This is a genomic window from Streptomyces malaysiense, assembly GCF_000980885.2.
Taxonomy (GTDB): Bacteria; Actinomycetota; Actinomycetes; order Streptomycetales; family Streptomycetaceae; genus Streptomyces; species Streptomyces malaysiense.
The window spans coordinates 125,353-149,486 of the sequence record NZ_LBDA02000036.1 but is presented as its reverse complement, the minus strand read 5'-3'; the positions used below and the strand labels follow the sequence as shown (position 1 = coordinate 149,486).

Genomic DNA, 24,134 nt, shown 5'->3' with positions numbered 1-24,134 from the left:
CTCCGTTGGTCGGTCGATCACTACGTTTGTTCTGGTGGTAACACTGCCACGCCCTTCTTCATTCCGAGACACCTGTTCCGAGGTGCGAGACGATTTCGTCCCAGTAGCCGGGCATCGCCTCCCAGGGGTCCCCGGAGCCCCGGCCCGCGGTGCGGTCCGTGAAGTAGACCGTGGCCGCGCCCTGCCAGCGCGCGACACGCAGCGCCTCCTCCAGATGCCCGCGCGGCACGCCGTGCACGAAGTGGCAGAACCGCTCGGGGGGATGGTCGGCCGTCCACTCCGCCACCTGCGACCAGCGGTAGTCGGACCAGGGGCCCGAGAAGGTCACCAGCTGGTCGGCGTGCTCCGCGTAGTCCGGGTGCGGATGGGTGCCGTGGCCGAGGACGAGATGGGCGGTGTCGGTGATCGCCCGCAGGTCACCGAGCACCCGGCGGACCCCGTCGAGTTCACCCCGGCCGACGGGGCAGCGGTCCAGCAGGAAGCCGTCGACCCGGTACCAGTCGAGGTAGCGGTGGGCGTCGCGGATCAGATCGGCGTGGGCGCGGACGCCCTGCGCCAGGTCGAGGCGGCCGAGGACGCGCACCCCCGCGTGGTGCAGCGGGTCCGCGGCCGCCAGGCAGTGCGGGTCGGGGCGGGCGCCGGGGCCGCCGGCCACATCGAGCACCACCCAGTCCAGCGGGGTGCCGGGGCGGGCGAGCGCGGCCCACTGGGCGGGGGCGACGAGGGGGTGGGCGAAACCGGGGACGCCGAGGGCGGTGCGTGCGGCGGTCCCGGTCGCGCCCCCGATGGTGCCGGACGCGCCGGTGGCGCCCTCGGCGCTGGTCAGATGCGGCATGCCGCCTCCATCCAGATGTCGGCCAGGGACTCTTCGAGGTTGATGCGCGGCCGCCAGCCGAGCCGGTCGCGCGCGGTGCGCACATCGGCCTGCTGCCAGCCGCCGCAGCCGTCCGGGTAGGGGAAGGCCGCCGGGGCCGTGTGCTCGGCCTCGGCCCGGGGGTGGCCGAGGCCGCCGCGCAACGGGCCGGACGGAGCGTCGAGTTCGTGCAGCGCGCCGCCGTATCCGGCCACGCGGGCGAGGATCCCGGCGGCGTCGCGCAGCCGCACGGCGCGGCCCGAGCCGATGTTGATCACACCCTGCGCGGCGGAGAGCGAGGCGGCGTGCACGGCGCGGGCGACATCGCGTACGTCCACGAAGTCGCGCTGCACGCCGAGCCCGGCGAGCTTCAGCTCCCCGTCGCCCGACTGCATCGCTCGGCGCATCGCCTCGGCGAGCCGGCCGAGCGGGGAGCCCGCCGGGGTGCCGGGGCCGCAGGGCGAGAAGACGCGCAGCACAACGGCGTCCAGGCCGGAGCCGAGGACGAGTTCGGTGGCGGCGAGCTTGCTGACGCCGTAGGGGCCGCCGGGCCGCGGTACGGCGTCCTCGGCCGTGGACGAACCGGGCTGGCTGGGACCGTACTCCGCGCCGCAGCCGATCTGCACGAGCCGCGCGCCGCAGCCGCTGCGCCGCAGCGCCTCGCACACGGTGGCCACGGCGACGGTGTTGTGCCGGGTCAGCTCCCGGGCGCCGCCGCGGGTGGCGCCGGCGCAGTTGATGACGACCCCGGGGTGCACCGCCCCCAGGAACCGGGTGAGCGCGCCGGGGCTGCCGGTGGCGAGGTCGAACCGGACGTCCGCGTCGTCGCCCCGTCCGAGCGCGGTGAGCTGTACGGCGGGGTCGGCGAGCAGCCGCTCGGCGACGAACCGGCCGAGGTAACCATTGGCTCCGATCAGCAGGACCCTCATCGGGCGGCTCCCTGGGTGAGGGGTTCGGGGGCTCCCTGGTGGGAGGTGGACATCTGGAGGTCTCCTTCAAGGGGGTGGTGCTGTCGGTTCAGGGGCGCGAGCCGGCGCTCACCCGGTCGTTCCGGTGGGTGCGTGTGCGGAGGCGCGGGTGAGCGTGCGACCGGCGTGCAGCAGCAGGGCCAGCGCGGCGGTGCCGCAGGCGAGGGCCGGTACGGCGGGCTCGCCCACAGCGTCCGTCAGGGTCCGGACGGGAAGCGCGAGCAGGCCGCAGTGGGGCAGCCGGCCGGCCAGGGGCAGGGCGAGGGCCACCGCCTCCGTGACCGCGGCGGCGCCGAGGACGAGCGCGGGGGCGTGCCGGTGCCCGTGCGCGACGAGCAGGCGGGCGAGCAGGAGCAGGGCGCCGAGGGTGAGCGTCTGCGGGTAGGCCGCGGGTTCGCCGAGGACCGTCGCGCACCCCAGGAGCAGCGCGGCGAGCGCGCCGAGGAAGAGGGCGAACGTGCCGAGCAGCAGTGGTCGCGCGGCGGCCGTGAAGTCTCCGAGGCCCCGGCTGCCGGCGAGTCTGCGCCGGGCGCCCGCGGTGAGGAGGTACGCGCACCAGGCCGCCGGCACGAGGGCCAGGGTGAGCGCGAGCGCGGGCGCGGTGGCGGTGGGCCAGGCGCCGCCGGGCGCGCCGTCGGGCAGCGTGTCGGGGCCGCCGGTGAGCACGTTGTGCAGCAGGCCGTCCCCGAACAGCGCGTATCCGAGCAGCCAGAGCGTCCACGGGGCGAGGATTCCCCGCCGGGCACGGCCGCGGCGGGGGCCGTTTCGCGCGGCCAGGGGTCCGGTGCGCAGCGCCGCGCGGGTCGCGAGGGCCAGGAGGGCGATCCCGGCCACGGCCACGAGCAGCCGCGGCTGCCCCTGCGTGAGCCGCATGGCGGCCACGGTGCCCGCCCCGGCGATCCCGGGCAGCGGGCTCGACAGCGCCCACGCCGCCCCGACCCGGGGCACGGGCAGGGCAGGCGTGGGCTCCGCCCGGGGCTCCCCGGCACGCGGCACCCTCGCGTAGAGCTCCTCGGCCAGCGAGAAGACGTCCCGGTGCCGAAACCGCGCCGCCGTCCGGTCGGTGATCCCCTGCGCCTCCAGCCCGGCCGCGATCTCCAGGGCGTCGACGGCCCGCTCGCACAGGTCGCGGTGGCGGTGGAGCAACGCTTTGACGGGGTCACCGGAGGGGCGGCGGGGGACGGCCCCGCGGTTGGCGGCGGGCATGGGGGCCGGTGGCCGGCTCGCGGGGGCGGGCGGGCCGTCGGCGGGGATCGCGGATGTACGGCGCCCACCGGCACGGGACTTGGAGAGGATCACCCCGGAACCGGAGGACGCGGACACGGAACGCGGGACCGCCGACGCGTCCGGCCGGCCCGCGGAGGACTCTGCCGCACACGGTCCCCCGACGGAGGACGTTCCGGCCGGACCGGGAACGTGACCGGGGAGGCCGGCGGGGAGAGCCCGCGCACCGGCGGTGAAAACCCCGGCACCGGGCACGAAGCGCGCGGCGGGCGAGACGTCCGGACGGCTCGTCGCAGGCTCGCCGGCACGCGGTTCCCCGACGGAGGAGATTCCGGCCGGGCCGGGCGCGTGGGCGGAGAAGCCCGCGGGGAGATCCCGCGCGCCGGGTACGGGGGGCAGGTCACACGCGGCACCCGGCTGGCGCACGGGGCTCTCGCCCGCACGCGGCCCCCCGGCAGGGAAGGTTCCGGCCGGACCCGGAGCGGCGGCGGGGTGGTCGACGGCGAGGATCCCGGCGACGGGTGCGGAGGGCGAGTCGTCCGGGGCGTCCGGCCAGTTCACGGAGATCTCGCCGCCGTGCCGCCCTCCGGCGGAGACGGCCCGGTCCGCCCCGGCCGTCGGCCGCGGCCACTCCCCCGCTGCCGGAGTCACTCGGGCCGAGGTCCCCTCCCGCGGCCCCGGATCCGTTCCGGACGAGGGTCTGTGCCCGTCGCCGCCCGCCCCCCAGGGCACCCCGCCGCTCGGCATTCTCGGTGTGTCGCTCATCGGGCGGGCTCCGTGGTCGGGAGGGCCCAGGTAGGGGTGGCGGGCCAGTGGGCGGGGACGTGGGATTCGGCGGGGGCCGCGAAGGGAAGCGGCGCGCCGGACGCGTCGAGGAGGTCGCGGCGGACCGGGCAGTGGGAGACGATCTCCAGGTAGATGCCGTGGAACGCCCTGACGTTCTGCTCGACGGTGAACAGCTCCAGCGCCCGAGCGCGCGCCGCCGCACCGAGACGCGCACGGCGCTCGGGGTCGCGCAGCAGCGCCACACACGCATCGGCGAGCGCCCGCGGATTGCGCGGGGGTACGACCAGTCCCGTGCCGCCGATCACCTCGACCACCGCGCCGGCGTCCGTCGAAACGGTCGCCCGGCCGCAGAGCATGGCCTCGATGAGTCCGGTCGGGAACCCCTCCACGACGCTGGAGAGCACGACGACGGCACCGGAGGCGTACACCTCGGGCAGCGTGGGGGCGTCCGGGCTGCCGATCTCGTCGAAGGAGACCGGGTTGCAGCCGACCGCGTGCGCCCCCTCCGCCTCGTCCGGGAAGAGCTGGGCCGCGAGCGCCCGGCAGTGCCCGAGATACGCCGCGCCCTCGGGTCCGGCCGGCGAGCCGACGACGCGGAGCCGGGCCCCGGGCTCCCGCCTGCGTACCTCCGCGAAGGCGTGCAGCAGGGAGACCAGGTCCTTGGCGGGTTCGACGCGCCCGACCCAGACCAGGGTGTCCGGGTCCGCGCGGTCCGGTGACTCGCCGGCCTCGGTGAAGCCGCCGGCCGCCATGCCGGGGTACACGGTGCGGATCCTGGCCCGGTCCGCCCCGCACCGCTCCTGCCAGCGGCGGGCGTGCGCGTTGCCCGGGGTGAGGATCTCGGCGCGCCGGTAGATCTCGGTGGCCAGCCGTCCGTGGAACGCGGCGAGCAGGGCCCGCACCGCGGGCGCCGCCCCGGCCCCCCGGTCCAGGTAGTGGGCGCGCAGATGGACGCCGTACTCGGTGACCAGCAGCGGCACCCCGCCGAAGTGCCGGGCGAGCAGCCCGGGGAGGGCGGCGGGCCCGCCGGACGTGGCGTGGCAGAGGTCGGCCGCGCCGAGCGCGTCGTCGCCGTACCAGTCCAGGGAGAGGGGGCGCAGGGCGCGTTCGAGGTGACCGGTGACGGTGAGCAGATCGGCTACGCGCGCCTCGCGCGCCGTGCCCGGCGCGCCGGGCGCGCGGCAGGCGCGCTCCAGGGTGCGGACGCCGAGGTCGGAGCGGAGCGCCGCGCCGAGTCCGCCCTCCTCGCGGGCGAGTTCGGCGAGCCCGTACAGACCGTTGGCGAAACGGTCCGCCACGGCCGCGGGGGCGCTGCGGTCCGCCGCCGCGCACACCGCGCCGGCCAGTTCGCCGTAGTGTTCGGTGAAGCGCCGGCGCGCGCGCCGTCCGTACCCGACCGCCCCGCCGTCGCCCTCGGCCGTCCACAGCGGTGCCGTACGGACCCGGGTCACCTGGGGCGGCAGTGGGAGCAGGCCCTGTTCCTCCTGGTGCCTGCTGCGGCTGAGCGCGTAGAGGTCGAACTCGTGCTGCCCGAGCCCGCGCACCAGCCGGTCGCACCAGAGGCCGGCGTCACCGTTCACGAACGGATAGCCGCCTTCTGTCAGCAGTCCCGTGCGCACGCGTGCACCCCCGATCTTCCTTCTGGTCGGCCGCCGTTGGTCCCGGCGGCTCACAGCGGGACGAACGTAAGCGGACAAGAGGGTGGTGCGACGGACGGTTGTCCGTCGCACCACCAGAAGGGGTGAACGCGCGTAACTTTCCCGCGCGAACCGCGTTTCGTCGCGCTAGGCACTCGCGCGGGTACCGGGCGTCACGCCGTGCGGGGCGGGCCGGCGGCGGACTCGCCCGCGCCGCGGCGATGCCCGAGGGGAAACAGGGTCCTGGCGGGCCGTCCGGACGGCGGGGTTCGACCCGGTGCGCGGCTCGCCCCGGTGACGGGTCCGGCCCGGTGACGGCTCCGGCCCGCGGTGGGCGTGCTCCTCATGCCGGTGCGACATGAGCGCGGGCTGTCAACTGCTGGGGTAGGGCCAGGCGTTGGGCAGGCAGTGGATGCCGTCGTGGTCGAGGAACTTGGTCTGCTGCTGCATGACCGGCGCCAGTTCGCCGTTCTTCTCGCAGGTGACGTGGTTGTGGCCGAGCCGGTGACCGACCTCGTGGTTGATCAGCATCTGCCGGTACATATGGATCTTGTCGCCGTACGTCTTGCTCCCCTGGGCCCAGCGGTACGCGTTGATCATCACGCGCCGGGTGGCGGCCGAGTCGCAGGAGACGTTTTCCTCGGCGGTGTCCAGGCCGGACTTGGCGCACCAGGTGGCGGTGGTGCCGGGACTGGCCAGGGTGATCACGAAGTCGGGTTCGCCGGAGGAGATCCGTTCGAAGGTACGGGTGCCGCCGTGCCCCCAGCTGCGGTCGTCGTTCAGCGTCTTCTGCACGGCCTCGGCGAACAGCGCGCCGTCCAGGCCGAGACCCTGCTCGACGTCGACCCGGTAGCGGTACTTCCGACCGGTGCCGGGCGCCTTGTCGAACCCGGGTACGGTGTCGAACTTCCCGGACGCCTTGAGAGTGGCGCTCACCGGATACGTGCGGTCCATCTTCTGCTCGTACGTGAGCGGCGCCGCGCTCGGCGTCGCGGTGGACCCGGCGTGCGCGTCGGCGCCCTGGTCCGGCGCGGAGTGCCCGGTCCGCGCGCCGGTGTCGCGTCCCTCGGTCACCTGCCCGGCGACGACCACCGCGAGCACGGTGGTGACGGCGGCCGCGGCGATACCGGTGAAGGCCCGCCCCATGTTCCCGCGCTGTGCGGGCGGCGCCGCCCCGTCCACGCCGGCGACGGGCGCCTGGGCCCGCGGCCCCGCTTCCGGCCCCGGCTCCCCGGCCGGCCGCTCCTTCGCGCGGACGCCTCCGGACTTCCCATCGCCGCCGGCGCCGACGGCACCGCCGTCGAAGGCGTCCAGATAATCCTGCCGGGGCCCATGCCCGGCCGGGCCGGCGGGACCGGCCGGCCCCGTCTGCCGCTGCCGGGGCAGCACGACCCCGTGCGCATCGGTCCCGGGCGCGGCCCGCGCCGGGAACTCCCCCCAGCCGCCGCCGGGTTCTCGCTGCTCGGGATGCCCGCCGCGGGCGGCACCCCCGCCGGGACCGCGCGGCTCGCCGTGCGCGGGCGTGCCGTCGGGGGACTTCGGAACACCCCGGGCGGGCGTACCCCCGGGCAGCCGCGGAACACCACGGGCCGGTGTCCCCTCTGGCCCGCGCGCGGCGCCACGCCCCGCCGCCCCCTCTGGTCCGCGCGGCGCGCCACGCCCCGCCGCTCCTTCCGGGGATCTCGGCACTCCGTGTCCCGGCGTCCCGTCCGGCAGCCTCGGCGTGCCGCGGCCCGCCGCCCCCCGCTCACTCTTCGCCGCTATCTCCGGACCCTCGTCCTTCGCGGCCGGCTTGGCCGGCCCCTTGCGGCTGTGGCGTCCCACGGTGTCCTTCAGCTCCCCGCTTCCGTACCGTCGGCGGCTCCCCGGCCGCCCGTCTCCGTGCTGTCGTCCCGGCCGCCGTCGTCTCCGTCGCCCGCGCCGCCGTCGCCCTCGGCCCGCGCAAGCAGCTCCCGGAAGGCCCCCGCGACCACGCCCGGGTACTCCATCATCGCCACGTGCCCGGCGTCCGGCAGGGACAGCAGCCGGGAGTCGCGGAAGGAACGGGCGGCCTTGCGGGCCATGCGGTAGCCGACGAGCTGGTCCCGGCCGCCGTAGACGAGCAGGGTCGGCGCGAGCACCCGCTCGGCCTGCCGCCACAGCCCGTGCTGCCCGCCGAGCGTGTAGGCGTTGACGATGCCGCGCGCCGAGCGGGCCATCGCGTCCCAGAAGTACGGCAGCTGCAACCGCCGCTCCAGTTCCTCGACGGCCTGCCGGAACGCCTCCGGCGTCACCCGCCCGGGATCGCCGTAACAGAGCCCCATGACCCCGCGCACCCGCTGCTCGGCCGTCCACTCCTTGCTCATCCGGGTGAACAGGGCCGCGATGCCGGGCACGCCGAGCAGTCCGGTCGGCACCGCGCTGCGCTGGATCCGCAGCTCCGGCAGCGCGGGTGAGATCAGCGTGAGAGTGCGCACCAGATCGGGGCGTACGGCGGCCACCCGCGTGGCGACCGCGCCGCCGAGCGAGTTGCCGAAGAGGTGGACGGGGCCGTGTCCGGCCGCGTCCAGGTAGCGGATGACGGCCCGCGCGTGCCCGGTGACGGAGTAGTCGCCGTCGTCCGGGGGCGGGGAGTCGCCGAAGCCCGGCAGGTCGACCGCCTCGCCGGCCACCACGCCGTCCAGCTCGGCCATCAGGTCCGACCAGTTCTGCGAGGAGCCGCCGAGCCCGTGCACGTACAGGGCGCGCGGCAGGTCCTCGCGCGCGGGCGGCCGGTAGCGCACCGACAGGGTGACCCCCGGCAGACCCACCGTCCGCAGCCGCTCCCCCTCGCCGACCCGGACGGGCGCCACCCGGGGCAGGACGCTGGCGGCCGGCGCGGAGGGCGACTCGGTGGAAGACATGCGGGCAATGTTACGAGGTGATCACACCCGGGTTCGTGTGTTCGCCGTCACAGAACCGGCCCCTCCGCCGGGGGCGGCCGGTGGGCGCACGGGCGCGCACGGCATGGCGCCCGAATCCGCCGTCTCCTAGGCTCGTACAGAGGGCACCCGCGTGCGGCCCCTGCCGTGCCCAGGGACGTCCGTAGGAAGGGAGCCCATCATGGCCCAGGATCCGACCGAGCCCGACACCATCGAGGAACTGGACGACGAGACGGCCCCCGAGCTGGGCGTCGAGGACCCGGAGGTGGACGCCGTCGAGCAGCAGGCCGACGTCCGGCCCGAGCACGACGACACTCCGACGGCGGAGAAGAAGGACCGGGCGAACGAGGCCGACCTGCTCGAACAGGCGCGCGTGGTCTCGCTCGACGAGGACGACTACCGCTGATCGCCCGCGCGACTCGGCTTTCGCCGCCGTCCGGTACGTGAAATTCTGCGTTCGCACCGCGCACACCACGGTTACCCAAAAGTACGATGGCCGCGCGGTCGACACCGCATGTGGACGACATTGGGAGGCGGCGTGACAGCCATCGAGCAAACAGAGGCAGCACGCCCGCGCGGCACCCGGCTGCCGCGCCGAGCCCGACGGAACCAGTTGCTGGGCGCGGCCCAGGAGGTCTTCGTCGCACAGGGCTACCACGCCGCGGCGATGGACGACATCGCCGAGCGGGCCGGCGTCAGCAAGCCGGTGCTCTACCAGCACTTCCCGGGCAAGCTCGACCTCTATCTCGCGCTGCTGGACCAGCACTGCGAGGCACTGATCCAGTCGGTGCGCGGCGCGCTGGCGTCGACGACCGACAACAAGCAGCGCGTGCGGGCGACCATGGACGCCTACTTCGCCTATGTGGAGGACGACGGCGGTGCCTTCCGGCTGGTCTTCGAGTCGGACCTGACGAACGAGCCCGCCGTGCGCGAGCGCGTCGACAAGGTGACGACCGAGTGCGCCGAGGCGATCTGCGAGGTGATCGCGGAGGACACCGGCCTCTCGCGCGCGGAGTCCATGCTGCTCGCCTCCGGTCTCGGCGGACTCGCCCAGGTGGTGGCCCGTTCCTGGCTGCACAGCGACCGCAGTGTGCCGCGCGACAACGCGGTGCAGCTCCTCGCCTCGCTGGCCTGGCGCGGCATCGCGGGCTTCCCGCTGCACGGCAACGAGCACCACTGAGTCACGTCACGGTGTTCATTCCCGGACCGTGTTCGCTGTTGGCGTTCCCGGCCGGCGGCGTGCACGTGCCCTCACCGGGCTAATGTGTGCAGGTACGGCGCGGAAGATCGCGCACATGACTGACCGTCGGAGGGACAAAGCCGTGGAGGTCAAGATCGGCGTGCAGCACGCGCCCCGCGAGATCGTTCTGGAGAGCGGTCAGAGCGTCGAGGAGGTCGAGCGCCTGGTGTCCGACGCGCTCGCCGGGAAGACGCAGCTGCTGACCCTTGAGGACGAGAAGGGCCGCAAGGTCATGGTGCCGACGGACCGGCTGGCGTACGTGGAGCTCGGCGCGCCGACCGTGCGCAAGGTGGGCTTCGGCGCTCTGTGATCAAGGCGACGACAAGGGCCCGGCGGCACTCGGCCGCCGGGCCCTTGCGCTGAGCGGATTCGCACACAGGGACGACACAACTCCCCCATAGCGGAGGATTGCAGTCCGCAGGTCAGGGGTATGACGGGCTACGACCGTTCAAGGCAGACCGGCCGTGGGAGGGACCCCCCGTCATGATCCTGGAAGCACTCGGCACCGCCGCGCTCGGTCTCCTGCTCGCCTGGGCGGCGACCGTCCGCCTCGCCCACCGCCTGCCGAACCGCCCCCTGGTCTACTCGACCGGCATCGCGGGCGCCCTCCTCGGCGACTTCGTCACCCACAGCGCCCTGGGCTCGGGCTTCACCGTGGTCCCCTTCCTGGGCGCGGCGATCATCTCGGCGGCTTCCCTGTCCCTGCTGCTGCGACCGTCACGCGCCCGCCGTTCCCTGACGGCATGACGGGAGCCCCTTTTCCACGGGAGTCCCTCTTCCGGGGGCCGGGTCCGAGCGGCCCGAAGGGGGCGCGGGGAACCGCGCGCGCCCGGCCAGGGCCCGCCCGCCGGCCGCGCGACGACCCGCCCCCCACCACAACCAGGCGCTACGCCGCGAGGCCCAGCGCGGCCATCCGCTTCGTGTGCGCCTCGGTGATCCGCGTGAACATCCGCCCCACTTCGGCCAGATCGAACCCGTCCGCGACCCCGCCCACCAGCATCGTGGACAGCGCGTCCCGGTCCGCCACCACCCGCTGCGACTGCGACAGCGCCTCGCCCATCAGCCGTCGCGCCCAGAGCGCGAGCCGGCCGCCGACCCGCGGGTCGGCGTCGATCGCGGCGCGCACCTTCTCCACCGCGAACTCCGCGTGCCCGGTGTCGTCGAGCACCGCGAGCACCAGCTCCCTTGTGTCGGCGTCGAGCCGCGCCGCCACCTCCCGGTAGAAGTCGCTCGCGATCGAGTCGCCCACGTACGCCTTGACCAGGCCCTCCAGCCAGTCCGAGGGCGCCGTCTGTCGGTGGAAGCCGTCCAGCGCGGCGACGAACGGGTCCATCGCGGCCGTCGGCTCCTCGCCGATCTCCGTCAGCCGGTCCCGCAGCCGCTCGAAGTGGTGGAACTCGGCCGACGCCATCTTCGCCAGCTCGGCCTTGTCCCCGAGGGTCGGTGCCAGCTTCGCGTCCTCCGCGAGCCGCTCGAACGCCGCGAGCTCTCCGTAGGCGAGTGCTCCGAGCAGATCCACGACGGCGGCGCGGTAGTGCGGCTCGGCTGCGGCCTGCGCCCAGTCCTGCGCGGCGACACCGGTCGGTACGGGGGCGGCGGACGCGTTCTCAGGCTTGTCAGAGCTAGTCATGAGGCGCACAATAGCCCGCTCGGTGCCCCCCGCGAGCCCCCGGGCGATCAGTGTGACCGCGACTACGTGACCGATTCGGCCATCGCATGTGCGCGAATCCGGGGTATGGTGGTAATGCGCCTGGGAGTGCGTCGACGGTGTTCGACGTGTTCCGACAGGGCGCACGCATGAGGATGCCCGGTCGGTGGCCCGATCGGCTCCGACCCGACAGACCTCCGTGGCCGTACGGCGCAGTACGTACGACGACCGGAGGGACACCCTCAGCGGTTCGAGCGCTAGAGCGTCGGCAGAGGTCCCGTGCTATACGGCTAGCCTTGACAGGTTCGCCCGTACGGCAGCCGACGTCCCCGGCACGGTCAGCCATGACCCCCTCGCTCGCCTCGCACCGCGCCACACAGAAGAGGCAGCACCCTGACTACGACGTTTCGAGACCTTGGGATCCTCCCCGAGACCGCCGAGGCCCTGGAGGCCGTCGGCATCGTCAATCCCTTCCCCATCCAGGAGATGACGCTCCCCGTCGCCCTTTCCGGCACGGACGTGATCGGCCAGGCCAAGACCGGCACCGGCAAGACGCTGGGCTTCGGCCTCCCCCTCCTGGAGCGCGTGACCGTCCCCGCCGACGTCGAGGCCGGACGCGCCACCCCCGACGAACTCACCGACGCCCCGCAGGCGCTGGTCGTCGTCCCCACCCGCGAGCTGTGCACGCAGGTCACCAACGACCTCCAGACGGCCGGCAAGGTCCGCAACGTGCGCGTGCTGGCCATCTACGGCGGCCGCGCCTACGAGCCCCAGGTCGAGGCCCTGAAGAAGGGCGTCGATGTCGTCGTCGGCACCCCGGGCCGCCTGCTCGACCTCGCGGGCCAGCGGAAGCTCGACCTCAAGCACGTCAAGTGCCTGGTCCTCGACGAGGCCGACGAGATGCTCGACCTGGGCTTCCTGCCCGACGTCGAGAAGATCATCGACATGCTCCCGGTCAAGCGCCAGACCATGCTGTTCTCGGCGACCATGCCGGGCGCGGTCATCGGCCTCGCCCGCCGCTACATGTCCCGTCCCACCCACATCCGCGCCACCGCGCCGGACGACGAGGGCGCGACGGTCGCGAACATCAAGCAGTTCGTCTACCGCGGCCACTCCATGGACAAGCCGGAGATGGTCGCCCGCATCCTCCAGGCGGAGGGCCGCGGCCTCGCGATGATCTTCTGCCGCACCAAGCGCACGGCCGCCGACATCGCCGAGCAGCTCCAGCGCCGCGGTTTCGCCTCCGGCGCGGTCCACGGCGACCTCGGCCAGGGCGCCCGCGAGCAGGCGCTGCGCGCGTTCCGCAACGGCAAGGTCGACGTCCTGGTCTGCACCGACGTCGCCGCGCGCGGTATCGACGTCGAGGGCGTCACCCACGTCGTCAACTACCAGTCCCCCGAGGACGAGAAGACGTACCTGCACCGCGTCGGCCGCACCGGCCGCGCGGGCGCCAAGGGTACGGCGATCACGTTCGTGGACTGGGACGACATCCCGCGCTGGCAGCTGATCAACAAGGCGCTGGAGCTGGACTTCAACGACCCGGTGGAGACGTACTCCACGTCCCCGCACCTGTTCTCCGACCTCAACATCCCCGCGGGCACCAAGGGCATCCTGCCCCGCTCGGAGCGGACCCGTGCCGGTCTGGACGCGGAGGTGCTGGAGGACCTGGGCGAGACCGGCGGACGCGGCGCCCGTGGCCGCGACCGTGACCGCGGCCGCGGTGGTCGCAACGACCGCCGTGACCGTGCCGAGGCCCCCGCGGCCGAGCAGGAGCGCCCGGCGCGCACCCCGCGCCGTCGCCGTCGCACCCGTGGCGGCGCCCCGCTGGACGCGGCCACGCAGGCACCGGCCACCGAGTCCGCTTCCGTGGAGGAGTCGGCGACGCGGACCCCGCGCCGCCGGCGCCGCACCCGTGGCGGCGCGCAGGCTCCGGCCGCGGTGACGCCGGCCGTCGAGATGGTCACCGGGACGCCGCAGGAGGCGCCCGTGGCCGCGCCGGTCCCCGCCGTGGCGGAGGTCGCGGAGGCCGCGGAGAAGCCGCGTCGCCGTCGTACCCGCAAGGCCGTGGAGCCGGTGGTGGCGGAGGCGGTGGAGACCGCCGTCGTGGAGACCCCGGTGCCGGCCCCGGCCGTCGTCGCGGAGCCCGAGGCGGAGGCCAAGCCGCGCCGCCGTACGCGCAAGGCGGCCGAGCCGGTCGCCGAGGCCGCGGTGGAGACGGTGGAGGAGGCCAAGCCGCGTCGTCGTACGCGCAAGGCCGCGGAGCCGGTCGCCGAGACCGAGGCCGCCGAGGCCGAACCCAAGGCGCGCCGCACCCGCAAGGCGACCGCCGCGGAGACGGACGCCACCGAGGCCGAACCCAAGCCCCGCCGCACCCGCAAGACCGCCGCCACCAAGCCCGAGGCCGACACCCCCGAGGCAGAGGCCGAGGCCAAGCCCCGCCGCACCCGCAAGACCGCGACGAAGGCCGAGACCACGACGGACACCGCCGAGGCCACGGAGACCAAGCCGCGCCGTACGCGGAAGACCACCGCCGCCGAGGAGACCGAGGCCGTCGAGGCCGCGCCGCGTCGTCGTACGCGCAAGGCCGCGGAGCCGGTCGCCGAGACCGAGGCCGCCGAGGCCGAACCCAAGGCGCGCCGCACCCGCAAGGCGACCGCCGCGGAGACGGACGCCACCGAGGCCGAACCCAAGCCCCGCCGCACCCGCAAGACCGCCGCCACCAAGCCCGAGGCCGACACCCCCGAGGCAGAGGCCGAGGCCAAGCCCCGCCGCACCCGCAAGACCGCGACGAAGGCCGAGACCACGACGGACACCGCCGAGGCCACGGAGACCAAGCCGCGCCGTACGCGGAAGACCACCGCCGCCGAGGAGACGGCCGACGGGGTCGAGTCCGCCGCTCCGAAGGCGCGGCGGACCCGTAAGGCCGTCGCCGAGACGGCCGCCGCGGAGATCCCGGCGCAGGCCACCGGCGAGCCGGAGGCCAAGCCGCGCCGCCGCACCCGCAAGGCCACGGCCGCCGTGGAGGCCCCGGAAGCCTGATCCGGTGCCGCCCGCGCGGCGGCACCACGGCCCCGACGGCCCGGTCCACCTCGGTGGACCGGGCCGTCGGCGTCCACCGGGAGCCCTCGGGCTACCCTCTCCCCATGAGCAGGCCCGACACCTTCGTACCGCCACCCGGCACCCGTGCGTACGCGCTGCGTACCGCGCGCGGGGAGTTCGCCGTCGTCGACGCCCCGGTGGCCGAGGGGGCCGAGGCGAAGGGCGTCGTACTGCTGCTGCCCGGGTTCACCGGCAGCAAGGAGGACTTCAACCCGCTGCACGTGCCGCTGGCCGAGCGCGGGTACCGGACCGTCGCCGTGGACGGGCGCGGGCAGTTCGAGTCGGACGGCCCCGATGCCGACGAATCCGCTTACCTGCAGGCCGAGTTGGCGGCGGACGTGCTGGCGCAGGCCGCGGCGCTCGGCGAGCCGGTGCATCTGCTGGGCCATTCCTTCGGCGGCCAGGTGGCCCGCGCCGCCGTCCTGCTGGACCGGGCGCCCTTCCGGTCGCTGACCCTGATGGCGTCGGGACCGGCGCGGATCTCGGAGTCCCAGCAGGAGCGGGTGCGGCTGCTGCGGGACGCGCTCGCCGTGATGACCATGGCGCAGGTGTGGGACGCGATGCGGCAGATGGACGCGCCCGAGCAGACCGGGGCGCCCGAGCCGGGCGACGCCCCGGACGTCCTGGAGGACATGCGGCGCCGCTGGATGGGTACGAAGCCCGCCCAGCTCCTCGCCGCCGGACGCCAGTTGTGCGCCGAGCCGGACCGGGTAGCGGAACTGGCCGCCGCGGCACTGCCGTTCCACGTCGTGTCGGGTGCGTACGACGACACCTGGCCGGTGCCGCTGCTGGACGACATGGCGGTACGGCTCGGCGCGCGCCGCACGATCGTCGACGGCACCGAGCACTCCCCCAACACCGAGCGTCCCCTGGAGACCGCTCGGGCCCTCGCCGACTTCTGGGACCGGACGGACCTCGCGGGCGAGGCCGGCGCAGCCCGCTAGTACTGGGCCTGCAGGTGGTCCCAGAACCCGTCCCTGAGGGCCCGGCGCAGATCGGCCTGGCCGCGCAGGGAGTACTGGAGCAGGCCCTCGGCCTCGACCAGCAGGTCCTGGTCGACGGAGCCGGGCAGATAGGGGTGCCCCGGCAGCAGCTCGACCAGGGCGTCGCGGCCCCGGGAGGCCAGCCACTTCGCCGCGATCTGGGCGCCGACGAAGCGGACGTCCTCGCGGGTGGGCCGGACCCCGGCACCGGCCTCGTAGGCGGCGGCCGTGCGCCTGGAGACGTACGGCTTGAAGAACTCCAGGTCCAGGGTGCGCTGGCTGTCGACCTCCCAGAGCAGCGGCTCGGCCTGGTTGCGGCCCTCGGGCGCCTCGATGCCCCACAGGTGGACCCGGGCGCCGTAGCCCTGGGCGGCCTCGACCGCGGAGACCAGGTCCTCGTCGCCGCCGAGCAGGGCGGCGTCGCTGATGGCGCGGTGCCGGGCCAGCGACTCCAGATCCGTGCGGATCAGTGAGTCGACGCCCTTCTGCTGGTTGTTGGCGTTGAGGTTGCCGAGGCGGACCTTGACGTCGGGGAGCTCGGCGATGGACTGCTGCTCGGCGGTGTGGATGCGGCGCCGGGCGCCGTCGTACCAGTAGACGCGCAGCAGCCTGCTGTCCGCGAAGACGGTGCGGGCGCGGTCGATCAACGCGTCGATCAGGCCCTCGGCGTCGAGGTCGAAGGCGCGGCGGTCCTCCGTCCCGGCGACCAGGCGGCCCGCGGCCGCGTACAGATACCCGGCGTCCACGAAGATCGCGTGGGTCGAGGGTGTCTTCGCCACCTCGGCGAGCATGCGTTCCAGCAGCTCGTTCGTACGGTTGATGCGGGCGGCGAGATGCGCCAGGTCGTCGTTCATCGCCTCCCATTCTCCCGGTCGTCACAGTGTGAACACAACTGCTCCCGGTCAGTCCCAGGCGATCTCACACGGTCACCGGCGACTACTTACCGGTCAGTATTTAGACGTTCGAAAAATTTCTTTAGCGTAGGGAATGTTCGTAACACGCAGCACGTTGACTAGTACGACGCCGGATGCACATCCGGCGCGCCAAGTAGTTCTCCGCAGGAGGATGACCAGACGAAGGGAGAAGCCTGTGCGCTTCGAGATCATGCGACTCGACGAGGTCGACGGCACCACCGTGGACAGCACCGTCGTGGACGCCGCCTCCGTCAACCGGATCGTTCAGCAGGCCGCGGCAGTGGGGCAGCGCCTGTGGATCCGCCCGGCCGAGACCCCGGCCTCGTAACGGGGTTCCCGCTCAAGCCTTCCGGGGGGAGCCGAGCCGCGTACGACGGCCCGGTCCCCCCGGATCACCTGAGCGTCAGCCTCCGTGGATCACCTGGGTGATCCCGTTGATGATCTGCTGTACCGCGATCGCGGAGAGCATCATGCCCGCGAGCCGCGTCACCAGGACCACCCCGCCGTCCTTGATGATCCGGATGATCAGCAGCGAGTAGCGCATCACCAGCCACAGCACCACATGGATCGCGAGGATCGCGACCCAGACGGAGACCTGCGTGCTCACGCTGCCGGCCTTCTGCACGGCCAGGATGACGGACACGATCGCGCCGGGCCCCGCGAGCAGCGGCATGCCGAGCGGCACGAGGGCCACATTGACGTCCTTGGTCGCCTTCGGCTCGTCGTTCTTGCCGGTGAGCAGATCGAGCGCGATCAGCAGGAGCAGCAGCCCGCCCGCGATCATCAGGGCGGGCACGGACACATGCAGGTAGTCGAGGATCTGGTGCCCGAGGACGCCGAAGACGGCGATGACCCCGAACGCGACGCAGACGGCCTGGAAGGCCATCCGCTTCTGCACCTTCGCCGGCCGGCCGGCGGTCAGGGCGAGGAAGATCGGGGTGATCCCAGGGGGATCCATGATGACAAAAAGGGTCAGGAACAGAGAGCCGAAGACGGCGATGTCGAACATGCGGAAGTACTGGCCTTGCTGAAAGAAGAAGAACTGAGGGTGTGAGCGCGCGTCGGCCGCCGGGCTGGCGGCCTCAGGCTCCGCCGGCCCCCGGGACCGGGAACGCGCCGGTCGCCCGGCGGGTGATCTCCCCGTACACCTCGGGGTCGGTGGTGTAGTCGCCGAGTGCGACGGTCTTGCGGCTGCCGTGGTAGTCCGAGGAGCCAGTGACCAGCAGGCCGAGCTCCTTCGCCAGTCCGCGCAGCCGGTCCTTGGCGGCGTCGTCGTGGTCCATGTGGTCGACCTCGATGCCGTCCAGGCCGGCCGCGGCCATCTCGGCGATCGCGGACTCGGGGACCGTGCGGCCCCGCTTGGCGGCGGCCGGGTGCGCGAACACGCAGACCCCGCCCGCGGCCTTGACCAGCCGGATCGCCTCGAACGGGTCGGTCTCGTGCTTCGGCGCGTAGGCGCGGCCGCCGTCGGCGAGCCACTCCTCGGTGAACGCGTCGCTCACCGTCTCCACGACGCCCAGCTCGACCAGCGCGGACGCCACGTGCGGGCGCCCCACCGAGCCGCCGGCGGCGATCCGCTCGACCTGCTCCCAGGTGACCGGCACGCCCAGCGCGTTCAGCTTCGCGACCATGCCCTTGGCCCGCGGCACCCGGTCGTCCCGGACCAGCTCGCGCTCGGCGAGCAGGGCGGGCTCCTCGGGGTCGAAGAGGTAGGCCAGCAGGTGCATCGAGATGCCGTCGATACGGCAGGACAGCTCGGCGCCGGGGACCAGGGTGAGCCCGGCGGGCAGCGCGGCGACGGCCTCGGCAACACCGCGGGTGGTGTCGTGGTCGGTCAGCGCGACGACGTCCAGGCCGGCCGCGGCGGCACCCCGCATCAGCTCGGCGGGGGTGTCCGTGCCGTCGGACGCCGTGGAGTGACAGTGCAGATCGATGCGCACGGTGACTCCAGACGGGCCCAGGACGGAAGAGGACACCTCAGGATAACCGCCCCGGACACCCGCTTTGTCACGACCGATCCAGGGGTACGCCCCCTACAGCCGCCCGCGCCACGCACGCCACCCGGCAGCCCGGCGCACGCCCACGGCCCCTGGGGCCTTCCTTCCGGACCGGGCCGGCTCCGCTCAGGGGCGCAGCAGCCGGGGTGAGAGCGCTCCGCAGGGCACCAGCTCCAGTTCCGCGCCCGCCTCGCGCAGATCGGTCAGGACCAGGTCGTCGTACAGCAGCAGGCCCGCCTGCTCGGGCCACAACACCGCCCACAGCCACATGCCGAGCGCCTCGCCGGCGAAGACGGCGCGGTCGTCCGGGGTGCGGTAGACGTGCCAGAGGGGGGTGGGGCGGCCGGCGGCGAGCACCTTGGCCTGGGGCGGTTTCTCGACGTTCATGTACGGCCCGGGGTCCGGGCCGTCGATGCCCGCGTACCGCGCGCCGAGGCCGACGCCCATCTCCTCGGCGACCAGGATCAGCTCCCCGGGGCCGCCGAGCGGGCCGGGTCCGGAGCAGGCGACGGCGCTCGCACGGCCGCCGCTGCGGTCGTCGCCCGCGTAGGCCACGCCCGTGAAGAGCCAGCCGACCGGCAGCGGCCACGGCATCCACAACGGGACATGCGTCCGCCGCGCCACCGCGCCGAGGGCCTCGACGCTGGGCGGGATCACGGGCTGCAGCGGAAACACCGCCCCGTGGGCATCGCACTGCCACGTGTCGGCGAAGAGACCGGGAGCCCTGACCCGGCCACCACACCGCGGGCAACTGGGTTCGCCCCTCATAGGGCTCCACGGTCCTACCCGGGCCCGCCCACGTCAAGGACGATCACCGTCCGGGCGCGTCGGCCCGACCAAGTGAGTGCATGTTGCATTAATTAGTGCAGCTAACTTAGTATGTGTATAAGCCAACCATCTACGCTATCCAGCAGAACGGGAGAAGCACATGGATCCCCTGGACGCGGGCGCCGGCAGCATCCTGCGACAGCCCAAGGCGGTCTGGGCCACGGCCGGCGCCTCCGTCGTCGCCTTCATGGGCATCGGCCTGGTCGACCCGATCCTGCCCTCGATCGCGCGGGGCCTGGACGCCACACCCAGTCAGGTGTCCCTGCTCTTCACCTCGTACTTCCTGATCACCGCGGTCGCGATGCTGCTCACCGGCTTCGTCTCCAGCCGGATCGGCGGCAAGAGGACGCTGCTGCTCGGCCTCGCCTTCGTGGTCGTCTTCGCCGGTCTCGCCGGCACCTCGGACACGGTCGGCCGGCTGGTCGGCTTCCGGGCGGGCTGGGGCCTCGGCAACGCGCTGTTCGTCTCCACCGCGCTCGCCGTCATCGTCGGCGCCGCGGCCGGCGGCAGCGCGGCGGCCATCCTGCTCTACGAGTCCGCGCTCGGCCTCGGCATGGCCTGCGGCCCGCTGCTCGGCGCGGTCCTGGGCAACATCAGCTGGCGCTACCCCTTCTTCGGCACGGCCACGCTGATGGCGATCGGCTTCCTGTGCATCACGGTGTTCCTGAAGGAGCAGCCGAAGCCGGCCCGCAGGACCTCGATCCTGGACCCGCTCAAGGCGCTCGGCCACGGCGGTCTGGCCTCGGCGGCGGTCTCGGCGTTCTTCTACAACTACACGTTCTTCACCGTGCTGGCCTTCACGCCGTTCGTGCTGGACATGACCCCGTACCGCTCCGGCGCGGTGTTCTTCGCCTGGGGCGTGCTGCTCGCGGTCTTCTCGGTGCTCGTCGCCCCGCGCATGCAGGAGCGGTTCGGCTCGCTGAAGGTGCTCGGCGGCTCGCTGGTGCTGCTCGCGGCCGACGTCCTGGTGCTCGGCTACGGCGGCCACACCGCCGCGATCGTCTGCACCATCCTGTCCGGCGCCTTCATCGGCGTGAACAACACCGTCTACACCGAACTGGCGCTCGGCGTCTCGGACGCCCCGCGCCCGGTGGCGAGCGCGGGCTACAACTTCGTCCGGTGGTTCGCGGCGGCGGCCGCGCCCTACTTCGCCCCGAAGATCGAGGAGTGGACCGACATCCACATCCCGTTCGTGGTGGCCGCGGTCACCGCGCTGCTGGGCGCCGTGGTGGTCGTCGTACGGCGCCGCGCCCTCGCCCACGAGGCCGAGGAACTGGCGCCGCGGCACGCCACCGAGGACGGGGTCACGGTCTTCGCCGGCTGACCCGGACCCGAGTGAGTTCGCTCACCCGAGCGGTACGGACCTGCGGACGGGATCCCGCAGGTCCGTTCCGTGTGCCAGCCAGCGTTCCTGGAGGACCTGGGCGCCCTGCACCCGCTTGAAGGCGGCCTCGTTCGGGGTCATCGGCAGCAGCGGCAGGAACCGCACGGGGTCCAGCGGGTCGTCCAGCTCCAGATCCTCGACCAGTCCGCCGCCCTCGCCCACCAGGACCGAGGTGAAGGGGGCTCCGGGCCACAGCGGACCGCCCACGTCCAGTGACGCGCCCGGGGTCACGATCAGCCCCTCGACCTGCGGAGAAGCCGCGAGCACGGCGAGCGGGCGGAGCACCTTGTCGGTGTCGGCGACACCCGCGCGCACGGACAGCACGAGTTCGGCGCGGGGGCCCTTGACGGGATCGGCGACCAGCGCGGTGGGATCGCTCATGGGGTGCGCGGACATGCCGAGGGTCGCGTAGCGGACGACGTCCCCCTCGGTGAAGCGGAGCACCTCGATGCGGTCCGTGCCGAGGAAGGTGACGGCCGCGCGCGCGTCCGGGGCGCCCAGCGCGGTGGTCAACCGTGCCTCGACCAGAGGAAGAACATCAACCATGCGGTGAGCATAGAACTCGTCAGTGGCGGGCAAAGCGGCACCTTGACAGCAAGGGCGGCTGGTACTCTGAGCCAGCGGTTCGGGGCGGCACGCCAGGATTGCCTCCAGGCCTTCGAGGCTCTGGGGGCGCGCTGTCGAGTCCCGAAACCCTGGGAACTCCCTTACGAGGGACCGGCCGGAGGAGGTGGGGCTGTCATGGATCGAAGTCGACCTGGTAGTACCACTCGCTCTTCCGCCCGCTGAATGTAGTCACTGGCTGTCGTAGCCACTGACCGGTTTCCGTTCTGGCCGGCTACCGCCTCCCTGTGCGCGTCACTGTTCGGAAGAGCACTTCGTCTCGCCTTGCCTGATCTGCGTCAGTTCTGCATCAGCAGCGAAATCGCCACCGCAACGGTGCGGTGCTCCCCGCTTTGTGGACGAGCCAAACCCCTTCCCCTGCCCCGGCCGGGGAAATTTCTTCAGGACGTCCTCATTCCGGGTAGTTCCACCCGTCCTCGGCGGTCTTTCGCTGCCTGTCGCGAAGGAGCCTGCCCATGTCGATGATCCGCGACCTGCGCGCCGTGGTCCGTCCCTCCCGTGTCTCGCCGCGCAAGGCCACCAGCGCGCCTTCCGCCTCGTACGACACCACGCGCGACCCGGCCACCCCCTCGGCCGTGGTCGACTGCGCCGTCTACCGCGACGGCCGGCGCCTCGCGAGCGCGAAGCCGCTGACGCCGCAGGAGGCGATGCGGCAGGTGCGGCGCGACGGCGGGTTCGTCTGGATCGGGCTGCACGAGCCGACGGAGGCCGAATTCGCCGGTATCGCGGGCGAGTTCGGGCTGCACCCGCTGGCCGTGGAGGACGCGGTGCAGGCGCATCAGCGGCCGAAGCTGGAGCGCTACGACGACTCGCTCTTCACCGTCTTCAAGACGATCCACTACATCGAGCACGACCAGCTGACCGCGACCAGCGAGGTCGTGGAGGCCGGCGAGGTGATGTGCTTCACCGGCCGGGACTTCTTCATCACCGTGCGGCACGGCGGCCAGGGCTCGCTGCGGGCGCTGCGGCACCGGCTCCAGGACGACCCGGAGCTGCTGGCCAAGGGCCCCTCGGCGGTGCTGCACGCGATCGCCGACCATGTGGTGGACGGGTACATCGCGGTCGCCGACGCGGTGCAGGACGACATCGACGAGGTGGAGACCGAGGTCTTCTCGCCGGGGCGGGGCGGGGTCTCGCGCGGTGTGGACTCCGCGCGGATCTACCAACTCAAGCGCGAGGTCATGGAGTTCAAGCGGGCGGTGGCGCCCCTGCTGCGACCCATGCAGCTGCTCAGCGAGCGTCCGATGCGGCTGATCGACCCGGACATCCAGAAGTACTTCCGGGACGTCGCCGACCATGTCGCCCGCGTCCACGAGCAGGTCGTCGGCTTCGACGAACTGCTCAACTCCATCCTCCAGGCCAACCTCGCGCAGGCGTCGGTCGCGCAGAACGAGGACATGCGGAAGATCACCGCGTGGGCCGCGATCATCGCCGTGCCGACCATGGTGTGCGGGGTGTACGGCATGAACTTCAAGTACATGCCCGAGCTCCACTGGAAGTACGGCTACCCGGTGATCATGGGCATCACGGTCGTGCTGTGCCTGGGCATCCACCGGACGCTGAAGCGCAACGGATGGCTGTGAGCGGCGTGGATAGGGTGGACGTATGACAACCGAGCTGCTCGAGCGGGCTCTCATCGAGGAGGCCGCGAAGAAGTCCGGCCTGCTGTGGGTGCGGGGCGCGGAGGCGTCCGCCGCGCGTGCCGTGTGGCATGTGTGGCACGAGGGCGCGGTGTGCCTGGTCGGCGACGGGCCCGGGGAGCAGCCGCTGACGGGGCTGGCCGACGGGGGCGGCGCCGAGGTGACCGCGCGCGGCAAGGACAAGGGGGGCCGGCTGGTCTCCTTCGCGGCCGCGGTGAACGAGCTGACGGCCGGCACTCCGGAGTGGGCGGCGGCGGTCGCCGAGCTCAAGGGCAAGCGGCTGAACGCCCCCGACGCCGAGCTGATGACGGACCGCTGGGCGCGTGAGTGCCGGGTGCTGCGTCTGACGCCGACGGGTGCGGTGGCCGCGCTGCCCGACGGCGACCTGGCACAGAGACCGGTGCCGACCCCGGCGACCACGCGCCGACCGGTGCCGGCGGCCCTGCCGAAGCTCCTCGCGAGGCGCCGCAAGGGGCGGTGACCGCCGGGCGCGGGCAGCGCCCGGCGCCGCCGGGCACCACCGCCGAGTCTCACCGCCGCGGCGGACGGCGGGGCCGTCGTTGCCCGAAGCGCCGGTGCGAGCCGGTACCGGTGTACCGCGGTGCCGGTGTGCGCCGGTGCCCGTGGTCCCGGCGCCTCCCCCGCTACGACGTGGGCAGCTGCCGCCCGTAGTCCACCGTCTCCGAGTCCTCGGGTTCACGGACGGTGAAGTTGGCGCCCCAGTCGGAGAAGCGGAGCGTGCCCGCGTCGCCCGCGCGGGTGAGCGCGAGCGGGTAGGGGGCGCCCTTGAGGGAGACGTCGAGGGTGCCGCCAGAGCCGTGGTCGCCCGTGATGCGGATCGTCGGGGTACTCGCCCGGGTGTGCCGCCCGTCGGTCGCCAGCGAGCCGTGCAGTGTGAGCAGACCCGAGAGGAGGACGTCCTTGTCCGTGAAGCCGCTGAACTTCTTGTACGCGGGGTCCCCCTGCGGCACCTTCACGTACTTCCCGTCGAGCTTGGCCGCCGCCCCGTTCCCGTCGCCGCCCTTGCCGTCCGACCGCGCCCAGAAGTCCGCGTCGGCCTTCAGGTACAGCTGGGTGCCGACCCGCAGCAGCTTGAAGGTGTCGGCGCCCGAGGTCACCGAGCCGGTCCCGCCGTCGTCCTTGAGGCGCATGTCGAGCCGGTACGTGCGGCCGCTGGTCACCACGGTCCCGGACAGCCGGACCGCCGAGGCCCTCTGCGCCGCGGACCGCGTCCGCGCCTGGATCTTGTCGGCGGACAGCTTGCCGACCCCGTTCGTGCCCGCGTCCGGATCGCCGCCGCATCCGCTCAGCACCGCCGCGCCCGTCACGGCCAGCGCGCACAGCGCGGTCACCGGGCGGGTACGGCCGGGGGGAATCGCAGTCACAGGTGAGGTCGCCTTTCCGACGGT

General features: G+C 73.5%; 23 protein-coding genes. 10 read left to right on the top strand and 13 right to left on the bottom strand.

Features of this window, described 5'->3' with window-relative positions; all coding sequences use genetic code 11:
* Positions 1-58 precede the first annotated feature (58 nt).
* From VT52_RS16940 to VT52_RS16915, 6 genes are all read right to left on the bottom strand, one after another.
* Complete coding sequence (locus tag VT52_RS16940) at positions 59-835, bottom strand: spherulation-specific family 4 protein (RefSeq protein WP_046421395.1); 777 nt, start codon at positions 833-835, stop codon at positions 59-61.
* Positions 823-1,782, bottom strand: coding sequence for an NAD-dependent epimerase/dehydratase family protein (locus VT52_RS16935; protein WP_046421394.1), 960 nt, complete (start codon positions 1,780-1,782; stop codon positions 823-825). The genes VT52_RS16940 and VT52_RS16935 overlap by 13 nt, the downstream gene beginning before the upstream one ends.
* Positions 1,783-1,890: 108 nt before the next feature.
* Positions 1,891-3,027 (bottom strand): hypothetical protein, encoded by a 1,137-nt coding sequence (locus tag VT52_RS16930; RefSeq protein WP_046421425.1) that lies wholly within the window; start codon positions 3,025-3,027, stop codon positions 1,891-1,893.
* Between the two features lie 779 nt (positions 3,028-3,806).
* On the bottom strand, positions 3,807-5,450 hold the full coding sequence (locus VT52_RS16925; protein ID WP_079175083.1) for a DUF3492 domain-containing protein: 1,644 nt from the start codon (positions 5,448-5,450) through the stop codon (positions 3,807-3,809).
* Between the two features lie 390 nt (positions 5,451-5,840).
* Positions 5,841-7,157 carry a DUF3152 domain-containing protein gene (locus VT52_RS16920; protein ID WP_420856287.1) on the bottom strand — a complete coding sequence of 439 codons (1,317 nt, stop codon included), beginning with the start codon at positions 7,155-7,157 and terminating at the stop codon, positions 5,841-5,843.
* Positions 7,158-7,300: 143 nt separating this feature from the next.
* Complete coding sequence (locus tag VT52_RS16915) at positions 7,301-8,350, bottom strand: alpha/beta fold hydrolase (RefSeq protein ID WP_046421391.1); 1,050 nt, start codon at positions 8,348-8,350, stop codon at positions 7,301-7,303.
* Positions 8,351-8,549: 199 nt separating this feature from the next.
* On the opposite strand from VT52_RS16915, the gene VT52_RS16910 reads away from it, so the two are divergent.
* The 4 genes from VT52_RS16910 to VT52_RS16895 all read left to right on the top strand — a co-directional run bounded on the left by VT52_RS16910 (position 8,550) and on the right by VT52_RS16895 (position 10,355).
* A complete protein-coding gene (locus VT52_RS16910; protein WP_046421390.1) occupies positions 8,550-8,774 on the top strand; it encodes a hypothetical protein in 225 nt (74 codons plus the stop codon).
* A gap of 132 nt (positions 8,775-8,906) precedes the next feature.
* Entirely contained in the window at positions 8,907-9,548 is a 642-nt protein-coding gene (locus tag VT52_RS16905; RefSeq protein WP_046421389.1) for a TetR/AcrR family transcriptional regulator, read from the top strand.
* 142 nt (positions 9,549-9,690) lie between these two features.
* Entirely contained in the window at positions 9,691-9,918 is a 228-nt protein-coding gene (locus VT52_RS16900; RefSeq protein WP_046421387.1) for a DUF3107 domain-containing protein, read from the top strand.
* A gap of 173 nt (positions 9,919-10,091) precedes the next feature.
* Positions 10,092-10,355: a hypothetical protein gene (locus VT52_RS16895; protein ID WP_046421386.1), complete on the top strand. Its 264-nt coding sequence runs from the start codon at positions 10,092-10,094 to the stop codon at positions 10,353-10,355.
* Between the two features lie 139 nt (positions 10,356-10,494).
* On the opposite strand, the gene VT52_RS16890 is transcribed toward VT52_RS16895, so the two are convergent.
* The gene (locus VT52_RS16890) at positions 10,495-11,238 is read right to left on the bottom strand and encodes a ferritin-like fold-containing protein (RefSeq protein WP_206306538.1); all 744 of its coding nucleotides are present in this window, start codon (positions 11,236-11,238) and stop codon (positions 10,495-10,497) included.
* A 504-nt stretch (positions 11,239-11,742) separates the two neighbouring features.
* Here VT52_RS16890 and VT52_RS16885 point away from each other — a divergent pair.
* A complete protein-coding gene (locus tag VT52_RS16885) occupies positions 11,743-14,295 on the top strand; it encodes a DEAD/DEAH box helicase (protein ID WP_071387461.1) in 2,553 nt (850 codons plus the stop codon).
* A gap of 104 nt (positions 14,296-14,399) precedes the next feature.
* Positions 14,400-15,299 carry an alpha/beta fold hydrolase gene (locus tag VT52_RS16880; protein WP_046423960.1) on the top strand — a complete coding sequence of 300 codons (900 nt, stop codon included), beginning with the start codon at positions 14,400-14,402 and terminating at the stop codon, positions 15,297-15,299.
* Here VT52_RS16880 and VT52_RS16875 read toward each other — a convergent pair.
* Entirely contained in the window at positions 15,296-16,192 is an 897-nt protein-coding gene (locus tag VT52_RS16875) for an NYN domain-containing protein (RefSeq protein ID WP_046423958.1), read from the bottom strand. The two genes, VT52_RS16880 and VT52_RS16875, sit on opposite strands and share 4 nt — an antisense overlap.
* A gap of 235 nt (positions 16,193-16,427) precedes the next feature.
* On the opposite strand from VT52_RS16875, the gene VT52_RS38000 reads away from it, so the two are divergent.
* The gene (locus VT52_RS38000; protein WP_086805833.1) at positions 16,428-16,580 is read left to right on the top strand and encodes a hypothetical protein; all 153 of its coding nucleotides are present in this window, start codon (positions 16,428-16,430) and stop codon (positions 16,578-16,580) included.
* Between the two features lie 75 nt (positions 16,581-16,655).
* Here VT52_RS38000 and VT52_RS16870 read toward each other — a convergent pair whose 3' ends face one another.
* The 3 genes from VT52_RS16870 to VT52_RS16860 all read right to left on the bottom strand — a co-directional run bounded on the left by VT52_RS16870 (position 16,656) and on the right by VT52_RS16860 (position 19,017).
* Positions 16,656-17,261, bottom strand: a complete 606-nt coding sequence (locus VT52_RS16870; RefSeq protein ID WP_046423956.1) for a MarC family protein — start codon at positions 17,259-17,261, stop codon at positions 16,656-16,658.
* Between the two features lie 73 nt (positions 17,262-17,334).
* Positions 17,335-18,192, bottom strand: coding sequence for a PHP domain-containing protein (locus tag VT52_RS16865; RefSeq protein ID WP_046423955.1), 858 nt, complete (start codon positions 18,190-18,192; stop codon positions 17,335-17,337).
* Positions 18,193-18,375: 183 nt separating this feature from the next.
* Positions 18,376-19,017, bottom strand: a complete 642-nt coding sequence (locus VT52_RS16860) for a DUF6758 family protein (protein WP_046423953.1) — start codon at positions 19,015-19,017, stop codon at positions 18,376-18,378.
* A 160-nt stretch (positions 19,018-19,177) separates the two neighbouring features.
* On the opposite strand from VT52_RS16860, the gene VT52_RS16855 reads away from it, so the two are divergent.
* On the top strand, positions 19,178-20,401 hold the full coding sequence (locus VT52_RS16855) for an MFS transporter (RefSeq protein ID WP_046423952.1): 1,224 nt from the start codon (positions 19,178-19,180) through the stop codon (positions 20,399-20,401).
* 21 nt (positions 20,402-20,422) lie between these two features.
* Here the strand turns inward: VT52_RS16855 and VT52_RS16850 are convergent, their stop codons facing one another.
* The gene (locus VT52_RS16850) at positions 20,423-21,007 is read right to left on the bottom strand and encodes a suppressor of fused domain protein (protein WP_046423950.1); all 585 of its coding nucleotides are present in this window, start codon (positions 21,005-21,007) and stop codon (positions 20,423-20,425) included.
* Between the two features lie 533 nt (positions 21,008-21,540).
* Here VT52_RS16850 and VT52_RS16845 point away from each other — a divergent pair.
* Positions 21,541-22,668, top strand: a complete 1,128-nt coding sequence (locus tag VT52_RS16845) for a magnesium and cobalt transport protein CorA (protein ID WP_046423949.1) — start codon at positions 21,541-21,543, stop codon at positions 22,666-22,668.
* Between the two features lie 22 nt (positions 22,669-22,690).
* Positions 22,691-23,206, top strand: coding sequence for a hypothetical protein (locus VT52_RS16840; protein ID WP_046423947.1), 516 nt, complete (start codon positions 22,691-22,693; stop codon positions 23,204-23,206).
* Between the two features lie 163 nt (positions 23,207-23,369).
* Here the strand turns inward: VT52_RS16840 and VT52_RS16835 are convergent, their stop codons facing one another.
* A complete protein-coding gene (locus tag VT52_RS16835; protein WP_206306537.1) occupies positions 23,370-24,110 on the bottom strand; it encodes a hypothetical protein in 741 nt (246 codons plus the stop codon).
* Positions 24,111-24,134 lie beyond the last annotated feature (24 nt).

What these genes read in the sequence shown, in the direction of transcription:
- VT52_RS16940 (WP_046421395.1), bottom strand. Translation starts at nt 835, where the DNA reads ATGCCGCATCTGACCAGCGCCGAGGGCGCCACCGGCGCGTCCGGCACC.
- VT52_RS16935 (WP_046421394.1), bottom strand. Translation starts at nt 1,782, where the DNA reads ATGAGGGTCCTGCTGATCGGAGCCAATGGTTACCTCGGCCGGTTCGTC.
- VT52_RS16930 (WP_046421425.1), bottom strand. Translation starts at nt 3,027, where the DNA reads ATGCCCGCCGCCAACCGCGGGGCCGTCCCCCGCCGCCCCTCCGGTGAC.
- VT52_RS16915 (WP_046421391.1), bottom strand. Translation starts at nt 8,350, where the DNA reads ATGTCTTCCACCGAGTCGCCCTCCGCGCCGGCCGCCAGCGTCCTGCCC.
- VT52_RS16910 (WP_046421390.1), top strand. Translation starts at nt 8,550, where the DNA reads ATGGCCCAGGATCCGACCGAGCCCGACACCATCGAGGAACTGGACGAC.
- VT52_RS16895 (WP_046421386.1), top strand. Translation starts at nt 10,092, where the DNA reads ATGATCCTGGAAGCACTCGGCACCGCCGCGCTCGGTCTCCTGCTCGCC.
- VT52_RS16890 (WP_206306538.1), bottom strand. Translation starts at nt 11,238, where the DNA reads ATGACTAGCTCTGACAAGCCTGAGAACGCGTCCGCCGCCCCCGTACCG.
- VT52_RS16885 (WP_071387461.1), top strand. Translation starts at nt 11,743, where the DNA reads ATGACGCTCCCCGTCGCCCTTTCCGGCACGGACGTGATCGGCCAGGCC.
- VT52_RS16880 (WP_046423960.1), top strand. Translation starts at nt 14,400, where the DNA reads ATGAGCAGGCCCGACACCTTCGTACCGCCACCCGGCACCCGTGCGTAC.
- VT52_RS16875 (WP_046423958.1), bottom strand. Translation starts at nt 16,192, where the DNA reads ATGAACGACGACCTGGCGCATCTCGCCGCCCGCATCAACCGTACGAAC.
- VT52_RS16870 (WP_046423956.1), bottom strand. Translation starts at nt 17,261, where the DNA reads ATGTTCGACATCGCCGTCTTCGGCTCTCTGTTCCTGACCCTTTTTGTC.
- VT52_RS16860 (WP_046423953.1), bottom strand. Translation starts at nt 19,017, where the DNA reads ATGAGGGGCGAACCCAGTTGCCCGCGGTGTGGTGGCCGGGTCAGGGCT.
- VT52_RS16855 (WP_046423952.1), top strand. Translation starts at nt 19,178, where the DNA reads ATGGATCCCCTGGACGCGGGCGCCGGCAGCATCCTGCGACAGCCCAAG.
- VT52_RS16850 (WP_046423950.1), bottom strand. Translation starts at nt 21,007, where the DNA reads ATGGTTGATGTTCTTCCTCTGGTCGAGGCACGGTTGACCACCGCGCTG.
- VT52_RS16845 (WP_046423949.1), top strand. Translation starts at nt 21,541, where the DNA reads ATGTCGATGATCCGCGACCTGCGCGCCGTGGTCCGTCCCTCCCGTGTC.
- VT52_RS16840 (WP_046423947.1), top strand. Translation starts at nt 22,691, where the DNA reads ATGACAACCGAGCTGCTCGAGCGGGCTCTCATCGAGGAGGCCGCGAAG.